Here is a 20,583-nt window from a genome sequence, read left to right as displayed (position 1 = left end):
CTGCATCCTTCGATGTAGCCGGGGACCGTCCGCGGGAAGCACGCGCCCCGCCCGCCCGCCGTGTTGGATGGAGCCATGGCCGCCCCGCTCCCCCGCCCGCACCGCTTCGACGTGTACATCGCGGCCGCCGGCCTGCTCAGCGGGGTACTCGTATGGGCGTTCGGCCTGTACTCGAACCCCGGCCGGCTGTTCGCCGAACCGTGGGTGCTGGTCCCGCTCGCCGCGATGGCGGCCCTGGAGCTGCTGCGCCGGAGCAGGCCGCAGGCCGCCGTCGTGGCCGGCACGCTGGCGCTGGTCGCGGACCAGTTCACGCGGGGCAGCATCGTGACGGTCCTGATGTACACCGACCTCATGTACGCGGCCGCCCTGTACGGCAGCCCGGCCGCCGCCCGCCGTCTCCCCGTCACCACCGGGCTGGTCACCGTCGGGATGACGGTCGGGTTCCTCGCCTGGTGGCGAACGCCCGACGCACTGCTGATCGGCTTCGCGACCGGCATCGTGGCGTTCGCCCCGGCCGTCACCGGCGTGGTGGTCCGCAACCACCGGGACGCCGCCGACTCCGCCCGGCTGCGGGCCGAGCAGACCGCGCTGCTAGCCGAGATGGACCGGGTTCAGGCGGTCACGGCCGAGCGGGCCCGGATGGCACGCGAACTGCACGACATGATCGCCAACCATCTGTCCGCGATCGCCATCCACTCCACGGCCGCGCTCTCCCTCGACGACCCGCGCACCACCCGGGACGCCCTCACCGTCATCCGCGAGAACAGCGTCGACGGCCTCGCCGAGATGCGCCGGCTCATCGGCATCCTGCGGCACGACAGCGACGACCGGGAGCCGGCCGCGGCACCGACGCTGGAGGGGGTCGGCGCGCTCGTCGAGGCCGCCCGCACCAACGGTCTCGACGTCGTCCTGGAGGCCGCGCACGAGGACGGGCTCCCCGCGCCGCTGGAACTCGCCGCCTACCGCATCGTCCAGGAGTCCCTGACCAACGCCCTCAAGCACGCCGCCGCCGGCCCGGTCACCGTCACCCTCGCCCAGCGGGACGGGCTGCTCACCGTGCGGGTGACCAGCCCGTACGGCGACCGGGACGGACCGCGGGCACCCGGTTCCGGGGCCGGCCTGACCGGTATGCGGGAGCGGGTCGCCCTGCTCCACGGCACCTTCGACGCGGGCCCCGAGGAGCCGCCGGGCTCCCCCGGCGGCACGCTCTGGACCGTGCGTGCCACGCTGCCCCTGAGCCATGGAGGAACCGGATGATCCGCGTGCTCGTCGCCGAGGACCAGGCCGCCGTACGGGCCGGACTCGTGCTCATCCTGCGCAGCGCGCCCGACATCGAGGTCGTCGGCGAGACCGCGGACGGCGAGCGGGCGGTGTCGCTCGCCCGTGAACTGCGGCCGGACCTGGTCCTGATGGACATCCAGATGCCCCTGCTCGACGGGGTCGCGGCCACCCGCCGGGTCGTCGCCGAGGAACTCGCCGACGTGCTCGTGCTGACCACCTTCGACCTCGACGAGTACGTCTTCGGGGCGCTGCGCGCGGGTGCCGCCGGCTTCCTGCTGAAGAACACGGACGCCCGCGATCTGCTGGCGGCCGTGCGGACGGTGGCGCGCGGCGAGGGACTGATCGCCCCGGCCGTGACCCGGCGTCTGATCGCCGAGTTCGGCGCCCGGCCCGTGCGGGAGCCCTCGGCCGATCCGGCCGTCCTCGAAGTCCTCACCCGCCGGGAACGGGAGGTGCTGTCCTGTCTCGGCCGGGGACTGTCCAACGCGGAGATCGCCGTGCGCCTCGACATGGCCGAGGCCACGGTGAAGACGCACGTCAGCCGCCTGCTCGGGAAGCTGGGACTGCGCAGCCGGGTCCAAGCGGCCGTGCTCGCACAACAGTTGGGCGTCTGATTCACCCCCACCTCACTGGTCCAGACCTATTGACCGATGGTCCAGACCTTTCTATTCTCGCCGCACTGCGCTGGAACATGCCCACGCCATCCCCGCCACCGGTGAGCAGCCCCCGGAGGCGACCAGAAGAAGAGGAGAGGCATCATGCGCTTCCGGCAGAGAGCCAGAAACAGAGCGATCGCGGGTCTCACCACCCTGCTGCTCCCGTTCGCCGCGATGGTCGGGCTCGCGAGCCCCGCCTCGGCGGCCACCTCCGTCACCGCCACGTACGCCAAGACCCAGGACTGGGGCTCGGGCTTCGAGGGCAAGTGGACCGTCAAGAACACCGGCACCACAAGCATCAGTTCGTGGACGGTGGAGTGGGACTTCCCCTCCGGCACCTCCGTCACCTCGGCCTGGGACGCCGACGTCACCAACTCCGGCACCCACTGGACCGCCAAGAACAAGTCCTGGAGCGGCACGCTCGCCGCCGGCGCCTCCGTCTCCTTCGGCTTCAACGGCTCCGGCACCGGCTCGCCCTCCAACTGCAAGATCAACGGCGGCAGTTGTGACGGCACCAGCGTCCCCGGCGACGCGGCCCCCTCGGCGCCCGGCACCCCGACCGCGTCCGGCGTCACCGACACCTCGGTGAAGCTCTCCTGGAGCGCGGCCACCGACGACAAGGGCGTCAAGAACTACGACGTCCTTCGCGACGGCGCCAAGGTCGCCACGGTGACCACCACGTCGTACTCGGACACCGGCCTCACCGCCGGCACCGACTACTCCTACACGGTCCAGGCCCGCGACACCGCCGACCAGACCGGTCCGGTGAGCGGCGCGGTCAAGGTCCACACCACCGGCGGCGGCACCACGGACCCGGGCACCGGCGGCAAGGTCAAGCTCGGCTACTTCACCGAGTGGGGCGTCTACGGGCGCAACTACCACGTGAAGAACCTGGTCACCTCCGGCTCCGCCGCGAAGATCACGCACATCAACTACGCCTTCGGCAACGTGCAGGGCGGCAAGTGCACGATCGGTGACGCCTACGCCGACTACGACAAGGCGTACACCGCCGACCAGTCGGTCAGCGGCGTCGCGGACACCTGGGACCAGCCGCTGCGCGGCAACTTCAACCAGCTGCGCCAGCTGAAGGCCAAGTACCCGAACATCAAGGTCCTGTGGTCCTTCGGCGGCTGGACCTGGTCCGGCGGCTTCACCGACGCCGCGAAGAACCCGGCCGCCTTCGCCCAGTCCTGCTACGACCTGGTCGAGGACCCGCGCTGGGCCGACGTCTTCGACGGCATCGACATCGACTGGGAGTACCCGAACGCCTGCGGTCTGACCTGTGACACCAGCGGCCCGGCAGCGATCAAGAACCTCACCTCCGCGCTGCGGGCGAAGTTCGGGTCCAAGAACCTGGTCACCGCCGCGATCACCGCGGACGGCAGCGACGGCGGCAAGATCGACGCGGCCGACTACGGCGGCGCGGCCACCTCGCTCGACTGGTACAACGTGATGACGTACGACTACTTCGGCGCCTGGGACAAGACGGGCCCGACCGCCCCGCACTCCCCGCTGACCTCCTACTCGGGCATCCCGAAGGAGGGCTTCACCTCGGCCGCGGCGATCGCCAAGCTCAAGGCCAAGGGCGTCCCGGCGAGCAAGCTCCTGCTCGGCATCGGCTTCTACGGCCGAGGCTGGACCGGCGTCACGCAGTCCGCGCCCGGCGGCACCGCGACCGGCCCGGCGGCCGGCACCTACGAGCAGGGCATCGAGGACTACAAGGTACTCAAGACGGCCTGCCCGGCCACCGGCACCGTCGCCGGCACGGCGTACGCGCACTGCGGCACCAACTGGTGGAGCTACGACACCCCGGCGACCATCGGCTCGAAGATGACCTGGGCCAAGAGCCAGGGCCTCGGCGGAGCGTTCTTCTGGGAGTTCAGCGGTGACACCGGCAACGGAGAGCTGGTGAGCGCGATCAACAGCGGCCTGCAGTAGCCGGCACGCCGCGAGGCACCGGCACTGAGCACCAGGCCCTCAGCACCAAGCACTAAGCACTAAGCACCAAGCACCAAGCACTAAGCGACATTGACGCGCTGACCGGGCGGGGCTGCTTCCAGCCACGCGAGAAATCCGGTCAGCGCGTCTTCGCTCATCGCCAGCTCCAGCCGCGTACCCCGGTGCAGACAGGTGAGGATGATCGCGTCGGACAGGAGCGCCAGCTCCTCCTCGCCCTCGGGGGCGCGGCGGCCGGCCACCTCGATCGCCGAGCGCTCCAGGGTGCGGCGCGGCCGGGGGGCGTAGGAGAAGACGCGGTACCACTCGATGCGGTCGCCGTTGTAGCGGGCGACCCCGTAGCTCCAGCCCTTGCCGTTGGTGTCGCTCTTCTCGGGGACGTCCCAGCGCAGGCTGCAGTCGAACGTTCCGCCGGAACGCTGGATCAGCCGGCGGCGGAGGCCGAAGACGAACAGCCCCACCACCACGAGGGCCACTACCAACCCGCACACAGTCAGAGCGAGGACCATCGACACCGACCTCCTCGTCTCCTAGGTAAAGCAGGTAATGGAACGGAAAAAAGCACCCGCATCGCCTCAGCCGCGACCCGGTCTGGATTGCTCCAGTCCCGGCCGCGGCTGAGTCACGTCATTACGTGCGTGCTGGGGTCAGCGAGCCGACACCGCACGCAGTCGGACATCCGCGCGACGCTCCGCGGACGCGTCCGCGTCCGACTTCGCGCGCTCGAGCGCCCGCTCCGCACGCTGGACATCGATCTCGTCCGACAGCTCGGCGATCTCGGCCAGCAGGGAGAGCTTGTTGTCCGCGAACGACAGGAAACCGCCGTGCACGGCGGCGACGACGGTCGCACCGTCGTTCGTACGGATGGTCACCGGGCCCGACTCCAGCACACCGAGCAGCGGCTGGTGACCGGGCATGACGCCGATGTCGCCGGACGTGGTACGCGCGACGACCAGGGTGGCCTCGCCGGACCAGACACTGCGGTCCGCGGCGACGAGCTCGACGTGCAGCTCAGCAGCCAAGGTGGGCTCCTCGGGTCACCACCCGGCGTTGCTGCCGGGTGTTGGGTCAAAGTCTAGTGGGCGTACGAGAGGGGGCGGGACGCGCCCGCCCCCTCTCGCCGTGAATGCGGGGCCGGCGTCAGGAGACGCCGAGCTCCTTGGCGTTGGCCTTGAGGTCCTCGATGCCACCGCACATGAAGAACGCCTGCTCCGGGAAGTGGTCGTACTCGCCGTCGATGATCGAGTTGAAGGCCGCGATCGACTCGTCCAGCGGGACGTCCGACCCGTCGACGCCGGTGAACTGCTTGGCGACGTGGGTGTTCTGGGACAGGAAGCGCTCCACGCGACGGGCGCGGTGGACGACGAGCTTGTCCTCTTCGCCCAGCTCGTCGATACCGAGGATCGCGATGATGTCCTGGAGGTCCTTGTACTTCTGGAGGACCGTCTTGACGCGCATCGCGGCCTCGTAGTGGTCCTGCGCGATGTAGCGCGGGTCCAGGATCCGGGACGTGGAGTCCAGCGGGTCCACGGCCGGGTAGATGCCCTTCTCGGAGATCGGACGGGACAGAACCGTCGTCGCGTCGAGGTGGGCGAAGGTGGTCGCCGGAGCCGGGTCGGTCAGGTCGTCCGCGGGGACGTAGATCGCCTGCATCGAGGTGATCGAGTGACCACGCGTCGAGGTGATGCGCTCCTGGAGGAGGCCCATCTCGTCGGCCAGGTTCGGCTGGTAGCCCACCGCGGAGGGCATGCGGCCGAGCAGGGTCGAGACCTCGGAACCGGCCTGCGTGAAGCGGAAGATGTTGTCGATGAAGAACAGCACGTCCTGCTTCTGCACATCGCGGAAGTACTCCGCCATGGTCAGACCGGCCAGGGCCACGCGCAGACGGGTGCCCGGGGGCTCGTCCATCTGGCCGAAGACCAGCGCGGTCTTGTCGATGACGCCCGACTCGGACATCTCCTCGATGAGGTCGTTGCCCTCACGGGTGCGCTCGCCGACACCGGCGAACACGGAGACACCGTCGTGGTTGTTGGCGACGCGGTAGATCATCTCCTGGATGAGCACCGTCTTGCCGACGCCGGCACCACCGAACAGACCGATCTTTCCACCCTTGACGTACGGGGTGAGAAGGTCGATGACCTTGACGCCGGTCTCGAACATCTCGGTCTTCGACTCGAGCTCGTCGAAGTTCGGCGCCTTGCGGTGGATGGACCAGCGCTCGCCGTCGTAGGTCTCGTCGACGTTCAGCACCTCACCGAGGGTGTTGAACACCTTGCCCTTGGTGAAGTCGCCGACCGGGACGGTGATGCCCGTACCGGTGTTGGTCACCGGGGCCTGGCGGACCAGACCGTCGGTGGGCTGCATCGAGATCGTGCGGACCAGGCCGTCACCCAGGTGCTGGGCGACCTCGAGGGTCAGCGTCTTGAGCGCGCCCTCCAGAGCCGGGTCGGCCACCTCGACGTGCAGAGCGTTGTAGATCTCCGGCATCGCGTCGACGGGGAACTCCACGTCGACGACCGGGCCGATGACCCGGGCGACGCGGCCCGTGGCAACGGCCGTCTCAACAGTGGTCGTCATTACTTGTCACTCCCCGCGGTCGCGTCGGCGAGGGCTGCGGAGCCACCGACGATCTCGCTGATTTCCTGGGTGATTTCGGCCTGGCGGGCCGCGTTGGCAAGTCGGGAGAGCGTGGTGATCAGGTCTCCCGCGTTGTCGGTGGCCGACTTCATCGCGCGGCGCGTGGCGGCGTGCTTGGAGGCAGCCGACTGGAGCAGCGCGTTGTAGATACGGCTTTCGACGTACCGCGGCAGCAGGGCGTCGAGGACGTCCTCAGCCGACGGCTCGAAGTCGTACAGCGGAAGGATCTCGCCCTTGGTGGACGTCTCCTCCGCGACCTCTTCGAGGCGGAGCGGAAGCAGCCGGCTGTCGATCGCCGACTGCGTCATCATCGAGACGAACTCGGTGTAGACGATGTGGATCTCGTCCACGCCGCCCTCGGCCGTCTCCGTCTCGATGGCCTCGATCAGCGGACCCGCGACCTTCTTCGCGTCCGCGTACGTGGGCTCGTCGGTGAAGCCCGACCACGACTCCGCGACCTTGCGCTCGCGGAAGTTGTAGTGGGCCAGACCGCGGCGGCCGACGATGAACGTGTCGACCTCCTTGCCCTCCGCCTCGAGACGCGCGGTCAGCTGCTCCGCCGCCTTGATGGCGTTGGAGTTGAAGGCGCCGGCCAGTCCGCGGTCGCTCGTGAGGAGCAGCACCGCGGAACGGGTCGCCGTCTCCGCCTCCGTGGTCAGCGGGTGCTTGGTGTTCGACCCGGTCCCCACCGCCGTGACCGCGCGGGTGAGCTCGGTCGCGTACGGCGCGGAGGCCGCCACCTTGCGCTGCGCCTTGACGACACGCGAGGCGGCGATCATCTCCATCGCCTTGGTGATCTTCTTGGTCGCGGTGACGGATCGGATGCGACGCTTGTAGACCCGGAGCTGGGCTCCCATGAGTCAGGTCCCTTCCTTACGTCACTTGGCGGCGGCCGGAGCGTCCTCGCCGAGAAGCTTCCCGTCCGAGGTCTCGAACTGCTTCTTGAACTCCGTGATGGCGTCCGCCACGGCGGTCAGCGTGTCGTCCGACATCTTCCCGCCCTCCTTGATGGAGGTCATGAGGCCCTGCTCCTTGCGGTGCAGGTACTCCAGGAGCTCCTTCTCGAAGCGGCGGATGTCGTTGACCGGGACGTCGTCCATCTTGCCGGTGGTACCGGCCCACACGGAGACGACCTGGTCCTCGGTCGACATCGGCTGGTACTGAGCCTGCTTGAGCAGCTCGACCATCCGCTGGCCGCGCTCCAGCTGCGCCTTCGACGCGGCGTCCAGGTCGGAACCGAAGGCGGCGAACGCCTCCAGCTCACGGAACTGGGCGAGGTCCACGCGCAGTCGGCCGGAGACCTGCTTCATCGCCTTGTGCTGCGCGGAACCACCGACTCGGGAGACGGAGATACCGACGTTCAGCGCGGGGCGCTGACCGGCGTTGAACAGGTCCGACTCCAGGAAGCACTGGCCGTCGGTGATGGAGATGACGTTGGTCGGGATGAACGCCGAGACGTCGTTGGCCTTCGTCTCGACGATCGGCAGACCGGTCATCGAGCCCGCGCCCATGTCGTCGGAGAGCTTCGCGCAGCGCTCCAGCAGACGGGAGTGCAGGTAGAAGACGTCACCCGGGTAGGCCTCGCGCCCCGGCGGGCGGCGGAGCAGCAGGGACACGGCGCGGTAGGCGTCGGCCTGCTTCGAGAGGTCGTCGAAGATGATGAGGACGTGCTTGCCCTCGTACATCCACTGCTGGCCGATGGCCGAGCCGGTGTACGGCGCCAGGTACTTGAAGCCGGCCGGGTCGGACGCCGGGGCGGCGACGATGGTCGTGTACTCCAGCGCGCCGGCGTCCTCGAGGGCGCCACGCACGGAGGCGATGGTCGAGCCCTTCTGGCCGATGGCGACGTAGACGCAGCGGACCTGCTTCTTCGGGTCACCGGTGCGCCAGTTGTCGCGCTGGTTGATGATCGTGTCGACGGCCAGGGCGGTCTTGCCGGTCTGGCGGTCACCGATGATCAGCTGACGCTGACCACGGCCGATCGGGGTCATCGCGTCGACGGCCTTGTAGCCCGTCTCCATCGGCTCGTGCACCGACTTGCGGGCCATGACGCCCGGGGCCTGCAGCTCGAGGGCGCGGCGACCGCTGGTCTCGATCTCGCCGAGGCCGTCGATCGGGTTGCCGAGCGGGTCGACCACGCGGCCGAGGTAACCCTCGCCCACGGCGACCGACAGGACCTCGCCGGTACGGGTGACCGGCTGACCCTCCTCGATGCCGCTGAACTCGCCGAGGACGACGCAGCCGATCTCGCGCTCCTCGAGGTTGAGGGCGAGACCGAGGGTGCCGTCCTCGAACTTCAGCAGTTCGTTGGCCATGGCCGAGGGGAGGCCCTCGACCTTCGCGATGCCGTCGCCGGCAAGGGTGACCGTACCGACCTCCTCGCGCGAGGCCGCGTCCGGCTTGTACGACTGGACAAAGTTCTCCAGCGCGTCCCGGATCTCCTCCGGCCGGATCGTGAGCTCCGCCATCTGGGTTCCCTGCTCTCCTTGTTGGGCCCGAAGTTTCAACTTGGGGGTCTGGGGGCGACCCCCAGGAATCCTCTGCAACGGCCCAACCAGGGCCGTAAGTACTGCGATCTTGCTTGTGAAGTTGCTGCTAGCTCGCCATGCGGCGGGCGGCCTCTTCGAGCCGGTCCGCGATGGAGCCGTTGATGACCTCGTCACCGACCTGCACCCGGATCCCGCCGAGGACGTCGGGGTCCACGTCGAGGTTGAGGTGCATCCGGCGCCCGTAGAGCTTGGCCAGAGCTTCGCCGAGGCGTCGCTTCTGTCCGTCGCTCAGCGGAACCGCCGAGGTGACGACGGCGACCATGCGGTCCCGGCGCGCGGCGGCGAGCTTGGACAGGGACTCCAGTCCCGCCTCCAGGCTACGTCCACGCGGCACGGTCACGAGACGCGTCACCAGTCGCTCGGTCACCGCGTTGGCCCGGCCGCCGAGCAGGCTGCCCAGCAGCTCGCCCTTGGCCGCCTTGCCGGCGGCGCGGTTGGTCAGCGCGGCGCGCAGCTCGGTGCTCGAGGCGACGATCCGGCCGAAGCGGAACAGCTCGTCCTCGACGTCGTCCAGCAGACCGGCCCGCTGCGCCACGGTGAGCTCGGCGGTGTTCGCCAGCTCCTCCAGCGCGTCCACCAGGTCACGCGGCTGTGACCAGCGGGAACGCACCAGACCTGACACCAGGTCGGCGGTCGTGCCGCCCACCTGGCCGCCGAGCAGGCGCTGGGCCAGCACGGCCTTCGCCTCACCGGGCTGCGCCGGGTCGGTCAGGACCCGACGCAGCGACACCTCGCGGTGGAGCAGCGCGGTGACGGCGGCCAGCTCGTCGGCGAGCTGCGCCGCGTCCACGGACGTGGAGTCCGTCAGCGCGTCGAGACGCTCACGTGCGGCTGCCAGGGCATCGCGGCTCGCTCCGTTCATCGCGCGGCCTCGGCCTTCTCCTCGAGCTCGTCGAGGAAACGGTCGATCGTGCGGCTCTGCCGGGCGTGGTCCTCGAGGGACTCGCCGACGAGCTTGCCGGCCAGGTCGGTGGCGAGCTTGCCCACGTCCTGGCGCAGCGCCTGCGAAGCGGCCTTGCGGTCCGCCGCGATCTGGGAGTGACCGGCGGCGATGATTTCCTCACGCTGCCGCTGGCCTTCCGCGCGCATCTCGGCGATGAGCGTGGCGCCCTGCTCCTGCGCCTCCTGGCGCAGACGCGCGGCCTCGTGCCGAGCCTCGGCGAGCTGAGCCTTGTACTGCTCCAGCACGCTCTGGGCCTCGACCTTCATGGCGTCGGCCTCTTCGATACCGCCTTCGATCGCCGCGCGGCGCTCTTCCAGAACCTTGTTGATGTTCGGGAGGAGCTTCTTCCAGAAGAAGAAGAACACGATGGCGAAGGCGATGGCGCCGACGAGCAGCTCGGGGCCGGGCGGGATGAGGGGATTCTGCTTCTCCTCAGCCGCCAGCTGAACCAGGTTGGCGATCACATCAGTGCCTTTCGTCGATACGTGTCGGTAAGTAGGTCTTACTGACCGAACACGAACGGCATGACGATGCCGATGAGGGCGAGCGCCTCACAGAACGCGAAGCCGAGGATCTGGTTGGCGCGGATCAGACCGGCCGCCTCGGGCTGGCGGGCCAGGGCCTGGGTGCCGTTGCCGAAGATGATGCCGATGCCGATGCCGGGGCCGATCGCAGCGAGACCGTAGCCGATGGAACCGAGGGAGCCGGTGACGCCAGCGGCGAGTTCGATGGTCGCGGACATGCCGTTACTTCCTTGTCTGTTACGAACCGGTGGGGGTTGGCCACCGGACGACTGGGGGTTTGCGGGTGAGCGGATCAGTGGTGCTCGGCGAGAGCGCCCTGCACGTAGGAGCAGGCCAGCAGCACGAACACGTACGCCTGAACGGCCTGGACGAAGAGCTCGAACAGGACCATCACGATCGTCATCACGAAGGAGACGGCCGCGCCGGGGATCATGTAGCTGTTCAGCAGGTACCAGCTGGCGACGGTGAACATCACGAGCAGCAGGTGGCCGGCGAACATGTTGGCGAACAGTCGGACCGCGTGGGTGAAGGGCCGGACGAGGACGTTCGAGAAGAACTCGATGACCACGACGAGCGGCAGTACCGCGCCGAGCGACTTGTCGTAACCGGTGAGGTTCTTGAACCCGCCGACGAAGCCGTGCTTCTTGAACGTCAGCGACAGCCACACCACGTACACGATCGCCGCGAGGACGGCGGGGAACGCGATGATCGACGACACCGGGAACTGTGCCACCGGGATCACGGACCAGACGTTCATGATCCAGATGAAGAAGAAGAGCGAGACCATCAGCGGGACGTACTTCTCGCCCTCCCGCTTCCCGAGGGTCTCGTAGACGATGCCTCGGCGGACGAAGTCGTAGCCGGCCTCGCCGACCATCTGCAGCTTGCCCGGCACCAGCTTGGCCTTGCCGAAGGCGGCCCAGAAGAAGCCGACGACAAGGACGGTGGTGATGAGCGAGAGCAGCATCACCTTGTTGAAGTCGAACCCTCCGACCGTGGCGATCGGCTCGAAGAGGAACGAGTGCAGGCCCGGAGCCGGAAAGCCACACCCGTTGTCGGACATGATCCGACAGCTCCAGTCAAAGGCGAGCTGGGTCTGGTCAGCACTCACCACGGGCTCCTTCGGCGTGACGCATGGGTACGGCAACCTCGTTGTGTCGGCGCGGCATACAGCCGCGGGTCGGCACCGGACTGGTGTGACGGATGTGGGGGCGGCTGGGGGGCATCGAGCCTCGCGATTGAGCGGGCTTCACTTCAGATGCCCACGCCCGCGATGCCGCAGTTGGCACCGGACGATAGCAGTAGATCTCCCCTGCCTTTATCCCGGCCCTACCCCTCACGACGAGGACCCTGACTTCTCGGGCCGCTCGCTCTTCTCGGGTTCCGGGTCGACATAGAAGATCTTGGACTTCATGTGCGCACGAGCCTGGGCAGCCATCCACACGACGGTCGCCACGACCAGCGAGAGCGCGAACGCCTTCGGGTTGAAGAGAGAGGTGTTCTTGAAGATGGCCACGAAGATCATGAGCAGCAGGAGCTGCGCGACGTAGAGCATCAGGCCCATGGCCTGGAACAGCTGCGGAAGCTTTTTCGCCGTCCACTGCAGGGCGTACAGACCGAGGCCCATGAAGAGCATGGCCAACAGCACGCCGACCGCCGCGCCGACCGCCCCCTTACCGCCTGCGACCGCGCCACTGACGGCGACGGCGACCACGCCGGCGGCCGCTGTGGGCGCAGCGATCAGCAGTAGATTCCGGGCGTCATTGGACGGCATGGCGGCAACTCCGCTTGCTAAGGGGGGCGTGTCGTCATGGACGAGCGTAGTCCCGGGTCGAGTGAGGACCTCACGCCAAGAGACCGTCGCATCACGGCCCTTCGGCTCTATCCCGGGTTCTCGTGAACCGTATCACAAACTATTTGATGAGGTCTTTACCTGGTTGGTGTGCTCGCTGTCACACATGAGAGTTACTCCGCGCGTCTGTGCGGCGCCGGAGACAACTTGTCTGGTAATGGACCGCTTTGCGCGCAGCGCTCTCGCGGGATTCCTCCCTCGCGTCAGTGGGAGGACCCCGCCCCGCGGCGGTCCAGCCGGTGCTCCCGGACCCCAACTGCCGTGGCCCCGTTGACTCCTGAGACGCCTGTGACGACCGGGGCGCGGGGCTCCTCCTCGCCCGGCGCGTACGCGGCCGACGGGGCGCCGTCGGCGTCCGGGACGGCGACGGCGCCCCGTCGGCGGTAGCGCGGCGGCACGAAGCGCTCCGCCCAGCGCGGGATGCGCGGCGTGAACCGCGGCAGCAGGAGCAGCACCAGCCCGACCGCGCTGAACAGCATGACGCCGAGCACGATCCACATGGATGCCGAGTTGACGGAATAGGCGAGAGCGCCGAAGGCGATCACCGCCGACCAGAAGTACATGATCAGGACGGCCCGGCTGTGCGAGTGCCCGACCTCCAGCAGCCGGTGGTGCAGGTGCCCGCGGTCGGCGGCGAAGGGCGACTGGCCGCGCCAGGTGCGCCGCACGATGGCCAGCACGAGGTCGGCGGCCGGTACCGCGATGATCGTCAGTGGCAGCAGCAGCGGGATGTACACGGGCACCGTCTGGTGGACGGTGTTGCGCTCCGACCCGGAGAACAGGTTCATCGCGTCGGGGTCGATCTGCCCGGTGATGGAGATCGCTCCGGCGGCCAGCACCAGCCCGATGAGCATCGAGCCCGAGTCGCCCATGAAGATCCGCGCGGGATGCATGTTGTGCGGCAGGAAGCCGAGGCACATGCCCATCAGGATCGCCGCGAAGAGGGTCGCCGGGGCGGCGGCCTCGATGCCGTAGCTGTACCAGATGCGGTACGCGTACAGGAAGAACGCGGCGGAGGCGATGCACACCATGCCGGCGGCGAGTCCGTCGAGGCCGTCCACGAAGTTGACGGCGTTGATGGTGATGACGACGAGCGCGACGGTCAGCAGGGTGCCCTGCCACTGGGTCAGCGCGACGAGGCCGACACCCGGGATCGGCAGCCACAGGATCGTCAGACCCTGTATGACCATGACGCCCGCGGCGATCATCTGGCCGCCCAGCTTGATCAGGGCGTCGATCTCGAACTTGTCGTCCAGGACGCCGATCAGCCAGATCAGCGCCGCCCCGGACAGCAGCGCCCGCGGTTCGTTCGAGCTGGCGAAGACCCCGTTGAGGTTCTCCAGGTGGTCCGCGACCAGCAGTCCCGCGCACAGTCCGAAGAACATCGCGATCCCGCCGAGCCGCGGAGTGGGTTCCCGGTGCACGTCGCGCGCCCGGATCTCCGGCATGGCTCCGGCCACGATCGCGAATTTCCGTACCGGCCCTGTCAGCAGATACGTCACCGCGGCCGTGATGCAGAGCGTCAGCAGGTATTCACGCACGGGCTTCCCCACAGGTCTCGCTGGCCATCACAGCCCCACACCCTAGCTTCGCGCGCATATGAGTGAGGACTTCCGGGTAGCGACGATGGTTGCACGAGTGGCTGTGCACCCTGCGCCGCCCGCCCTTCGCTAGCCGGGATAGGGCGGAAATCTTCCGGTCAGCTCCCGTACTTCTTCACGTGCGGCCCGGCTCGCGGTCTCGTCCCTCAGCACCCGCGCGAACAGTACGGCGATCCGCGCCATCTCCGCCTCGCCCATGCCCTGCGTGGTGGTCGCCGCCGTGCCGATCCGCAGTCCGCGCGCGTCCCCGTGCGGCAGCGCGCAGGTGTCGAGGACCAGGCCCGCGGCGGCGAGCCGACCCCGCGCGGTGCGTCCCTCGACGCCGAGCGGCGCCGGGTCCGCGATCACCAGATGGGTGTCGGTGCCGCCGGTCGTCACGGCGAGCCCCTGCGCCGCCAGCGCCGCGGCCAGCACGCGCGCGTTGGCGACCACCTGATGGGCGTACGCGGTGAAGGCCGGTGTCGCCGCCTCGCCGAACGCGACGGCCTTGGCGGCGATGGTGTGCATCTGCGCACCGCCCTGCGTGAACGGGAAGACCGCCCGGTCCACGCGCTCGGCCAGTTCGCTCCCGCACAGCAGCATCCCGCCGCGCGGACCGCGCAGCACCTTGTGGGTGGTGGCGCACACGACGTCGGCGTACGGCACAGGACTGGGCGCCGCCCGCCCGGCGACGAGACCCATGGGGTGCGCGGCGTCGGCGATCAGATACGCGCCCACCTCGTCGGCGATCTCCCGGAAGGCGGCGTAGTCGACGTGCCGCGGATAGGAGATGGACCCGCACACGATCGCCTTCGGACGGTGCGTACGGGCCAGGGCGCGCACCTGCTCGTAGTCGATGAGGCCGCTCTCGGCGTCCACGCCGTAGCCGACGAAGTCGAACCAGCGGCCGGAGAAGTTCGCGGGTGAGCCGTGGGTGAGGTGGCCGCCGAAGGGCAGGCCCATCGCCAGCACGGTGTCGCCGGGGCGCAGCAGCGCGGCGTACGCGGCGAGCACCGCGGAGGAACCGGAGTGGGACTGCACGTTGGCGTGCTCGGCGCCGAACAGGGCCTTGGCGCGTTCGACGGCGACGCGCTCGGCGACGTCGACGATCTCGCAGCCGCCGTGGTGCCGGGCGCCCGGGTAGCCCTCGGCGTACTTGTTGGCGAGCGGCGACCCGAGGGCGGCCAGCACGGCCGGGGAGGTGAAGTTCTCGGCGGCGATGAGCTGCAGGGTGGTCGACTGCCGGTCCAGCTCCCCGAGCAGGATGTCGGCGAGCTCCGGGTCCTGCCGGCGCAGGACGTCCGCTTCGAGCGTGGGTGTGACCGGCATGGTGGACTCCGGACCTCGGCGGGGCGTGGCTTGTGTCCAATGTAGAACCGGGACCGGTGGCACGCCCGGTGTCAGGTCCGCGCGGGCACGCCCGTCAGCGCCGTGACGACCGGGTCCAGCGCCTCGTTGATCTCGTCGCCGATCGAACGGAAGAACGGCAGGGGGGCGCCGTACGGGTCGTAGACCTCGTCCGCCTCCGCGGTCGGGGCGAGGAGCCACCCGCGCAGCGCCGCGGCGGCCCGCACGAGGGCGCGGGCGCGGGTGACCGCGCCGTCGTCGAGGGGCGGCAGCGTCGCCGGGTCTATGGCGCGCACCAGCCGGGTGAACTCCTTGAGCGTGAAGGTGCGCAGGCCCGCCGAGTGGCCCATGGAGATGACCTGGGCGCGGTGGTCGCGGGTGGCCGTCAGCACCAGGTCGGCCCGGATGACGTGCTCGTCGAGGAGTTCCCGGCCGACGAAGCCGGAGGCGTCCGCGCCGAAGTCCGCGAGGACGGCCTCGGCGTTGGCCTCCATGGGCGCGCCCTCGTGGCCCCAGGTGCCCGCGCTCTCCACGATCAGACCGCCCCACAGGGGGTCGCCGAGGCGGTCCGCGAGGGCATGGCGGGTCAGCCGCTCGGTGATCGGTGAGCGGCACACGTTGCCGGTGCTGACGTGGAGGATGCGGAAGGACCCCTGGGGGGACCCGTTGGCCCCCGTGATCCCCGTGCCTATGCCACGCATGGGGGTGCCCCCTGGTCGAGCGGAGTCGGGAGCTTGGGGGAGTCAGGGGCTGTCAATTCGCCACCTCGAGGTCGGGTACGACCTTGCGCAGCTCTCCGGCGGACAGTGCCCCCTCGCGCAGCAGCACGGGCACCTTGCCGGTCACGTCGACGATGGAGGAGGGGACGATGCCCGGGGTCGGGCCGCCGTCCAGGTAGACCGAGACGGAGTCGCCGAGCATCTCCTGCGCGGCGTCGCAGTCCTCGGGCGAGGGGTGGCCCGTGAGGTTCGCGGAGGAGACGGCCATCGGGCCGACCTCGGTGAGCAGCTCGATGGCGACCGGGTGCAGCGGCATGCGCACGGCGACGGTGCCGCGGGTGTCCCCGAGGTCCCACTGGAGGGACGGCTGGTGCCGCGCGACGAGCGTGAGGGCGCCCGGCCAGAACGCGTCGACGAGCTCCCAGGCCATCTCGGAGAAGTCCGTGACGAGGCCGTGCAGCGTGTTCGGGGAGCCGATGAGGACGGGGGTGGGCATGTCGCGGCCCCGGCCCTTGGCGGCCAGGAGGTCGGCGACGGCCTCGGAGCTGAACGCGTCGGCACCGACGCCGTACACGGTGTCGGTCGGCAGCACCACGAGCTCGCCACGGCGGACCGCGGACGCGGCCTCGCGCAGCCCGGTCGCGCGGTCGGTCGCGTCGTTGGTGTCGTATCGCCGTGCCATCTAGCGGGCCTCCTCGTACACGTACTGCTGGTTTGGAGAGACGGTGGGCGCGCTCACGGCATCGCCCTGCGGGCGGTCGCGAACCGCGGCCGGTTGTTGAGGTCCGGGTGGTCGGCCGCGTCGGCCCAGCCCCGCTCCTCGGTGAAGATCCACGGCACCTGTCCGCCCTGGGTGTCGGCGTGCTCGACGACGACGACCCCGCCGGGCCGCAGCAGCCGGTGCGCGGTGCGTTCGATGCCGCGGATGAGGTCGAGTCCGTCCTCGCCGGAGAACAGGGCGAGTTCGGGATCGTAGTCGCGGGCCTCCGGAGCGACGTACTCCCATTCCGTGAGGGGGATGTACGGCGGGTTGGAGATGACCAGGTCGACCTGGCCGTCGAGGTCGGGGAAGGCTTCCAGGGCGTCTCCCTGGCGCAGGTCGACCCTGGACCCCTCGACGTTCTTGCGCGTCCATCTGAGGGCGTCCTCGGACAGCTCCACGGCGTGCACGCGCGAGCGCGGGACCTCCTGGGCGAGGGCGAGCGCGATGGCGCCGGAGCCGGTGCACAGGTCGACGATGAGCGGTTCCACCACGTCCATGGCCCGTACGGCGTCTATGGCCCAGCCTACGACCGACTCGGTCTCGGGCCGGGGCACGAAGACGCCGGGGCCGACCTGGAGCTCCAGGTAGCGGAAGTAGGCGTGCCCCGTGATGTGCTGGAGCGGCTCGCGCGCCTCGCGGCGCGCGATCATCTCCCAGTACCGGGCGTCGAAGTCGATGTCCTTGACGGTGTGCAGCTCGCCCCGCTTCACGCCGTGCACGAAGGCGGCGAGCTCCTCCGCGTCGTTGCGCGGCGAGGGCACGCCGGCGTCGGCCAGCCGCTGGGTGGCCTGGGCCACTTCCGCGAGCAGCACGCTGCGGGGGTTCGGGGGTCGCCCCCCAAAATGTTGCTGCACGCTGGTCCTCCGGGGCTGAGCTGTTGTCGTACGGTCTGGCTGGTACGTGTCCTTACGCGGCGGCGAGCTTGGCCGCCGAGTCCGCGTCGACGCACGCCTGGATCACGGCGTCGAGGTCACCGTCGAGCACCTGGTCCAAGTTGTACGCCTTGAAGCCGACGCGGTGGTCCGAGATGCGATTCTCCGGGTAGTTGTACGTACGGATCTTCTCGGAGCGGTCGACGGTGCGGACCTGGCTGCGGCGGGCGTCCGCGGCCTCCTTCTCCGCTTCCTCCTGGGCCGCCGCGAGGAGCCTGGAGCGCAGGATACGCATCGCCTGCTCCTTGTTCTGCAGCTGGCTCTTCTCGTTCTGGCAGGAGGCGACGACTCCGGTGGGAAGGTGCGTGATGCGCACCGCGGAGTCGGTGGTGTTGACGGACTGGCCGCCGGGGCCGGAGGAGCGGTAGACGTCGATCCGCAGGTCGTTCGCGTGGATCTCGACGTCGACCTCCTCGGCCTCGGGCGTGACGAGCACGCCGGCGGCGGAGGTGTGGATGCGGCCCTGCGACTCGGTGGAGGGCACGCGCTGCACGCGGTGCACGCCGCCCTCGTACTTCATGCGGGCCCAGACGCCCTGGCCGGGCTCGGTCGCGCCGTTGCCGCCCTTGGTCTTCACGGCGACCTGGACGTCCTTGTAGCCGCCGAGCTCGGACTCGGTGGCGTCGATGATCTCGGTCTTCCAGCCGACGCGCTCGGCGTAGCGCAGGTACATGCGCAGCAGGTCGCCGGCGAACAGGGCCGACTCGTCGCCGCCCGCGCCCGCCTTGATCTCGAGGATGACGTCCTTGTCGTCGCTGGGGTCGCGCGGGACCAGCAGCAGGCGGAGCTTCTCGGTGAGCTCCTCGCGCTGCTTCTCCAGCTCCTTGACCTCGGCGGCGAAGTCGGGGTCGTCGAGGGCGAACTCCTTCGCCGTCCCGATGTCGTCCCCGGTCTGCTTCCAGGAGCGGTAGGTCGCGACGATCGGGGTCAGCTCGGCGTAGCGCTTGTTGAGCTTGCGCGCGTTGGCCTGGTCGGCGTGGACCGACGGGTCAGCGAGCTTCTTCTCCAGATCGGCGTGCTCGCCGATGAGTTCCTCGACCGCCTCGAACATCTCCGGCTCCAATGGACTGTCCCCGGCTCCGGTACGGGCGTGGGGACGTTGGTACTACGACGAATGGGGGCTGCACCGCAAAGCGCCGGTCCCGGCGTCCCCTGCTCGGGGACATCGGAGACCGGCGCTGTGGGCTCGCTACTTCTTGGCAGCGGCAGCCTTGCCGAAGCGGGCCTCGAAGCGGGCCACACGGCCACCGGTGTCGAGGATCTTCTGCTTGCCCGTGTAGAACGGGTGGCACTCGGAGCAGACCTCGGCACGGACGGTGCCGCTGGAGATCGTGCTGCGGGTGGTGAACGACGCGCCACAGGTGCAGCTGACCTGCGTCTCGACGTACTCGGGGTGGATGTCGCGCTTCAAGGGTGTCTCCTAGTTTCGGGAGGGCGCCGGGTCGCCGCCGCGGGATGCGGGTGCGTGAACCGGGGCCGACGTACCAGTCTGCCAGGACTGGGCGCATCCCCCAAAACCGGGGTGGGGGACGATCTATTCCCGGGGCTTCCCCGTCCGGCCCCGGGGACTGCCCCGACCGGTCAGCCGGAGCTGACCACGCCCTTGGCTTCACCGGTCGCCGTGCCCTCGGTGGCCGACCGTGGGATCGCGCGGTCGTCCTTCAGCGCCGTCCAGACCTGCTCGGCCTTGGTCTTCTCGACCAGGACGCGGTTGGCGTTCGCGCTGTCGTAGCGGACCGGCATCGTCACCATGGTCATCTTCGAGGCGCTGATGCCCTTCAGGCCGCCGGCGAAGGAGGCGAGGGCCTTGACGGAGGCCAGCTCCGAGTCGGTGGTGACGGTCTTCGTGGCGGTGTCGGCGACGTCGTACAGCTTCTTCGGGCTGGTCAGCACGCCGAGGTCCCTGACCTGGTCGACCAGCGCCCTGATGAACGCCTGCTGGAGCTGGATGCGGCCGAGGTCGGAGCCGTCGCCGACGCCGTGCCGGGTGCGGACCAGGCCGAGCGCCTGCTCCCCGTCGAGGGTGTGGCTGCCGGCCTTCAGCTCCAGGTGGCTGTCCGGGTCGGAGATGTCCTTGGTGGTGGTGATGTCCACCCCGCCCAGGTCGTCGACGAGCTTCTGGAAGCCGCTGAAGTCGACCTCGACGTAGTGGTCCATGCGGATCCCGCTCAGCGACTCGACGGTCTTGACCGCGCAGGCGGCGCCGCCGGTGGAGTACGCGGAGTTGAACATGACGTCCCGCGCGGCGTCGTGCCCCACGCCCTCGGCGTCGGTGCAGGACGGCCGGTCGATGAGGGTGTCCCGCGGTATCGACACGACACTGGCTCTCTTGTGGCCCTTGTAGACGTGCACGACCATCGCCGTGTCCGAGCGGGCCGTGCCGTCGTCGGTGCCGCCGCCCAGCTTCTTGTTGGTGCCCGAGCGGGTGTCGGAGCCGAGGACGAGGATGTCCTGCGAGCCGTTGTCGACGTCCAGGGGGCGGTCGCCGCCGAGGGCCTGGTTGATGTCGACGCTCTTGATGTTGCCGTTGAGCTTGACGTACAGGTACCCGACGCCGGTGCCGCCGAGGACGAGGATGCCCGCCGCGGTCCAGGCTGCGACGAGCACGCCCCTGCTTCGCTTGCCGCCGGTGTCGCGGCGGCGGCCCGGGGCGCGGTGGCGGGGGCCGTTCGGCTCGCGTTCCGGAGGTGTGCCGGGTACCGGCGTGCTCTCGGCAGACATGTGCTCCTCAGTCCTCGTGCGCTCGGTTACCCCCTGCTTTCAGGGCTGGGCCCGGTCTGTCGTGACTCGTACCGGTCCATGGTGACTCCGTACGGTCAGACGGGGAAACCCGGGAAAGGGTTG

21 protein-coding genes are annotated in these 20,583 nt (G+C 69.5%); 3 read left to right on the top strand and 18 right to left on the bottom strand.

Annotated features, from left to right (window positions below):
• The first annotated feature begins 75 nt into the window (after positions 1-75).
• From ACFYP4_RS20090 to ACFYP4_RS20080, 3 genes are all read left to right on the top strand, one after another.
• Positions 76-1,257 carry a histidine kinase gene (locus ACFYP4_RS20090; RefSeq protein WP_358854202.1) on the top strand — a complete coding sequence of 394 codons (1,182 nt, stop codon included), beginning with the start codon at positions 76-78 and terminating at the stop codon, positions 1,255-1,257.
• Complete coding sequence (locus tag ACFYP4_RS20085) at positions 1,254-1,895, top strand: response regulator transcription factor (RefSeq protein ID WP_358854201.1); 642 nt, start codon at positions 1,254-1,256, stop codon at positions 1,893-1,895. Before ACFYP4_RS20090 ends, ACFYP4_RS20085 begins: the two co-directional genes overlap by 4 nt.
• Positions 1,896-2,039: 144 nt before the next feature.
• Complete coding sequence (locus tag ACFYP4_RS20080; RefSeq protein ID WP_358854200.1) at positions 2,040-3,875, top strand: glycoside hydrolase family 18 chitinase; 1,836 nt, start codon at positions 2,040-2,042, stop codon at positions 3,873-3,875.
• An 80-nt stretch (positions 3,876-3,955) separates the two neighbouring features.
• Here the strand turns inward: ACFYP4_RS20080 and ACFYP4_RS20075 are convergent, their stop codons facing one another.
• From ACFYP4_RS20075 to ACFYP4_RS19990, 18 genes are all read right to left on the bottom strand, one after another.
• On the bottom strand, positions 3,956-4,402 hold the full coding sequence (locus tag ACFYP4_RS20075) for a DUF2550 domain-containing protein (protein ID WP_358854199.1): 447 nt from the start codon (positions 4,400-4,402) through the stop codon (positions 3,956-3,958).
• A gap of 138 nt (positions 4,403-4,540) precedes the next feature.
• Positions 4,541-4,915: a F0F1 ATP synthase subunit epsilon gene (locus tag ACFYP4_RS20070; protein WP_358854198.1), complete on the bottom strand. Its 375-nt coding sequence runs from the start codon at positions 4,913-4,915 to the stop codon at positions 4,541-4,543.
• Positions 4,916-5,033: 118 nt separating this feature from the next.
• Complete coding sequence (atpD, locus tag ACFYP4_RS20065) at positions 5,034-6,470, bottom strand: F0F1 ATP synthase subunit beta (protein ID WP_358854197.1); 1,437 nt, start codon at positions 6,468-6,470, stop codon at positions 5,034-5,036.
• On the bottom strand, positions 6,470-7,387 hold the full coding sequence (locus tag ACFYP4_RS20060; protein WP_358854196.1) for a F0F1 ATP synthase subunit gamma: 918 nt from the start codon (positions 7,385-7,387) through the stop codon (positions 6,470-6,472). The genes atpD and ACFYP4_RS20060 overlap by 1 nt, the downstream gene beginning before the upstream one ends.
• 21 nt (positions 7,388-7,408) lie before the next feature.
• Complete coding sequence (atpA, locus tag ACFYP4_RS20055; RefSeq protein WP_358854195.1) at positions 7,409-8,998, bottom strand: F0F1 ATP synthase subunit alpha; 1,590 nt, start codon at positions 8,996-8,998, stop codon at positions 7,409-7,411.
• Between the two features lie 127 nt (positions 8,999-9,125).
• Positions 9,126-9,941, bottom strand: a complete 816-nt coding sequence (locus tag ACFYP4_RS20050) for a F0F1 ATP synthase subunit delta (RefSeq protein WP_358854194.1) — start codon at positions 9,939-9,941, stop codon at positions 9,126-9,128.
• A complete protein-coding gene (locus ACFYP4_RS20045; RefSeq protein WP_358854193.1) occupies positions 9,938-10,486 on the bottom strand; it encodes a F0F1 ATP synthase subunit B in 549 nt (182 codons plus the stop codon). The genes ACFYP4_RS20050 and ACFYP4_RS20045 overlap by 4 nt, the downstream gene beginning before the upstream one ends.
• 38 nt (positions 10,487-10,524) lie before the next feature.
• On the bottom strand, positions 10,525-10,764 hold the full coding sequence (atpE, locus tag ACFYP4_RS20040; protein ID WP_358854192.1) for an ATP synthase F0 subunit C: 240 nt from the start codon (positions 10,762-10,764) through the stop codon (positions 10,525-10,527).
• Between the two features lie 74 nt (positions 10,765-10,838).
• A complete protein-coding gene (gene atpB, locus ACFYP4_RS20035) occupies positions 10,839-11,609 on the bottom strand; it encodes a F0F1 ATP synthase subunit A (protein ID WP_358854191.1) in 771 nt (256 codons plus the stop codon).
• A gap of 273 nt (positions 11,610-11,882) precedes the next feature.
• A complete protein-coding gene (locus ACFYP4_RS20030) occupies positions 11,883-12,320 on the bottom strand; it encodes a hypothetical protein (RefSeq protein ID WP_388786703.1) in 438 nt (145 codons plus the stop codon).
• A 281-nt stretch (positions 12,321-12,601) separates the two neighbouring features.
• On the bottom strand, positions 12,602-13,939 hold the full coding sequence (locus ACFYP4_RS20025; protein WP_388786700.1) for an MraY family glycosyltransferase: 1,338 nt from the start codon (positions 13,937-13,939) through the stop codon (positions 12,602-12,604).
• A gap of 129 nt (positions 13,940-14,068) precedes the next feature.
• Positions 14,069-15,307 carry a serine hydroxymethyltransferase gene (gene glyA, locus ACFYP4_RS20020; protein WP_358854064.1) on the bottom strand — a complete coding sequence of 413 codons (1,239 nt, stop codon included), beginning with the start codon at positions 15,305-15,307 and terminating at the stop codon, positions 14,069-14,071.
• Positions 15,308-15,378: 71 nt separating this feature from the next.
• On the bottom strand, positions 15,379-16,026 hold the full coding sequence (locus ACFYP4_RS20015) for a protein-tyrosine-phosphatase (RefSeq protein WP_388786697.1): 648 nt from the start codon (positions 16,024-16,026) through the stop codon (positions 15,379-15,381).
• Positions 16,027-16,078: 52 nt separating this feature from the next.
• Positions 16,079-16,726: an L-threonylcarbamoyladenylate synthase gene (locus ACFYP4_RS20010; protein WP_358854062.1), complete on the bottom strand. Its 648-nt coding sequence runs from the start codon at positions 16,724-16,726 to the stop codon at positions 16,079-16,081.
• 53 nt (positions 16,727-16,779) lie between these two features.
• The gene (gene prmC / locus ACFYP4_RS20005) at positions 16,780-17,661 is read right to left on the bottom strand and encodes a peptide chain release factor N(5)-glutamine methyltransferase (RefSeq protein WP_388786693.1); all 882 of its coding nucleotides are present in this window, start codon (positions 17,659-17,661) and stop codon (positions 16,780-16,782) included.
• Positions 17,662-17,713: 52 nt separating this feature from the next.
• Positions 17,714-18,790, bottom strand: a complete 1,077-nt coding sequence (prfA, locus tag ACFYP4_RS20000) for a peptide chain release factor 1 (protein ID WP_358854060.1) — start codon at positions 18,788-18,790, stop codon at positions 17,714-17,716.
• A 138-nt stretch (positions 18,791-18,928) separates the two neighbouring features.
• A complete protein-coding gene (gene rpmE / locus ACFYP4_RS19995) occupies positions 18,929-19,150 on the bottom strand; it encodes a 50S ribosomal protein L31 (RefSeq protein WP_010984345.1) in 222 nt (73 codons plus the stop codon).
• Between the two features lie 170 nt (positions 19,151-19,320).
• Positions 19,321-20,460, bottom strand: coding sequence for an LCP family protein (locus ACFYP4_RS19990; protein WP_388786689.1), 1,140 nt, complete (start codon positions 20,458-20,460; stop codon positions 19,321-19,323).
• Between the last annotated feature and the right edge of the window lie 123 nt (positions 20,461-20,583).

Origin of the sequence: Streptomyces sp. NPDC005551 (assembly GCF_042871785.1) — a bacterium.
Classification (GTDB): Bacteria; Actinomycetota; Actinomycetes; order Streptomycetales; family Streptomycetaceae; genus Streptomyces.
This window is presented reverse-complemented; position numbering and strand designations above follow the sequence as displayed.

What these genes read in the sequence shown, in the direction of transcription:
- ACFYP4_RS20090 (WP_358854202.1), top strand. Translation starts at nt 76, where the DNA reads ATGGCCGCCCCGCTCCCCCGCCCGCACCGCTTCGACGTGTACATCGCG.
- ACFYP4_RS20085 (WP_358854201.1), top strand. Translation starts at nt 1,254, where the DNA reads ATGATCCGCGTGCTCGTCGCCGAGGACCAGGCCGCCGTACGGGCCGGA.
- ACFYP4_RS20080 (WP_358854200.1), top strand. Translation starts at nt 2,040, where the DNA reads ATGCGCTTCCGGCAGAGAGCCAGAAACAGAGCGATCGCGGGTCTCACC.
- ACFYP4_RS20075 (WP_358854199.1), bottom strand. Translation starts at nt 4,402, where the DNA reads ATGGTCCTCGCTCTGACTGTGTGCGGGTTGGTAGTGGCCCTCGTGGTG.
- atpD (WP_358854197.1), bottom strand. Translation starts at nt 6,470, where the DNA reads ATGACGACCACTGTTGAGACGGCCGTTGCCACGGGCCGCGTCGCCCGG.
- ACFYP4_RS20060 (WP_358854196.1), bottom strand. Translation starts at nt 7,387, where the DNA reads ATGGGAGCCCAGCTCCGGGTCTACAAGCGTCGCATCCGATCCGTCACC.
- atpA (WP_358854195.1), bottom strand. Translation starts at nt 8,998, where the DNA reads ATGGCGGAGCTCACGATCCGGCCGGAGGAGATCCGGGACGCGCTGGAG.
- ACFYP4_RS20050 (WP_358854194.1), bottom strand. Translation starts at nt 9,941, where the DNA reads ATGAACGGAGCGAGCCGCGATGCCCTGGCAGCCGCACGTGAGCGTCTC.
- atpE (WP_358854192.1), bottom strand. Translation starts at nt 10,764, where the DNA reads ATGTCCGCGACCATCGAACTCGCCGCTGGCGTCACCGGCTCCCTCGGT.
- atpB (WP_358854191.1), bottom strand. Translation starts at nt 11,609, where the DNA reads ATGTCCGACAACGGGTGTGGCTTTCCGGCTCCGGGCCTGCACTCGTTC.
- ACFYP4_RS20030 (WP_388786703.1), bottom strand. Translation starts at nt 12,320, where the DNA reads ATGCCGTCCAATGACGCCCGGAATCTACTGCTGATCGCTGCGCCCACA.
- glyA (WP_358854064.1), bottom strand. Translation starts at nt 15,307, where the DNA reads ATGCCGGTCACACCCACGCTCGAAGCGGACGTCCTGCGCCGGCAGGAC.
- ACFYP4_RS20015 (WP_388786697.1), bottom strand. Translation starts at nt 16,026, where the DNA reads ATGCGTGGCATAGGCACGGGGATCACGGGGGCCAACGGGTCCCCCCAG.
- ACFYP4_RS20010 (WP_358854062.1), bottom strand. Translation starts at nt 16,726, where the DNA reads ATGGCACGGCGATACGACACCAACGACGCGACCGACCGCGCGACCGGG.
- prfA (WP_358854060.1), bottom strand. Translation starts at nt 18,790, where the DNA reads ATGTTCGAGGCGGTCGAGGAACTCATCGGCGAGCACGCCGATCTGGAG.
- ACFYP4_RS19990 (WP_388786689.1), bottom strand. Translation starts at nt 20,460, where the DNA reads ATGTCTGCCGAGAGCACGCCGGTACCCGGCACACCTCCGGAACGCGAG.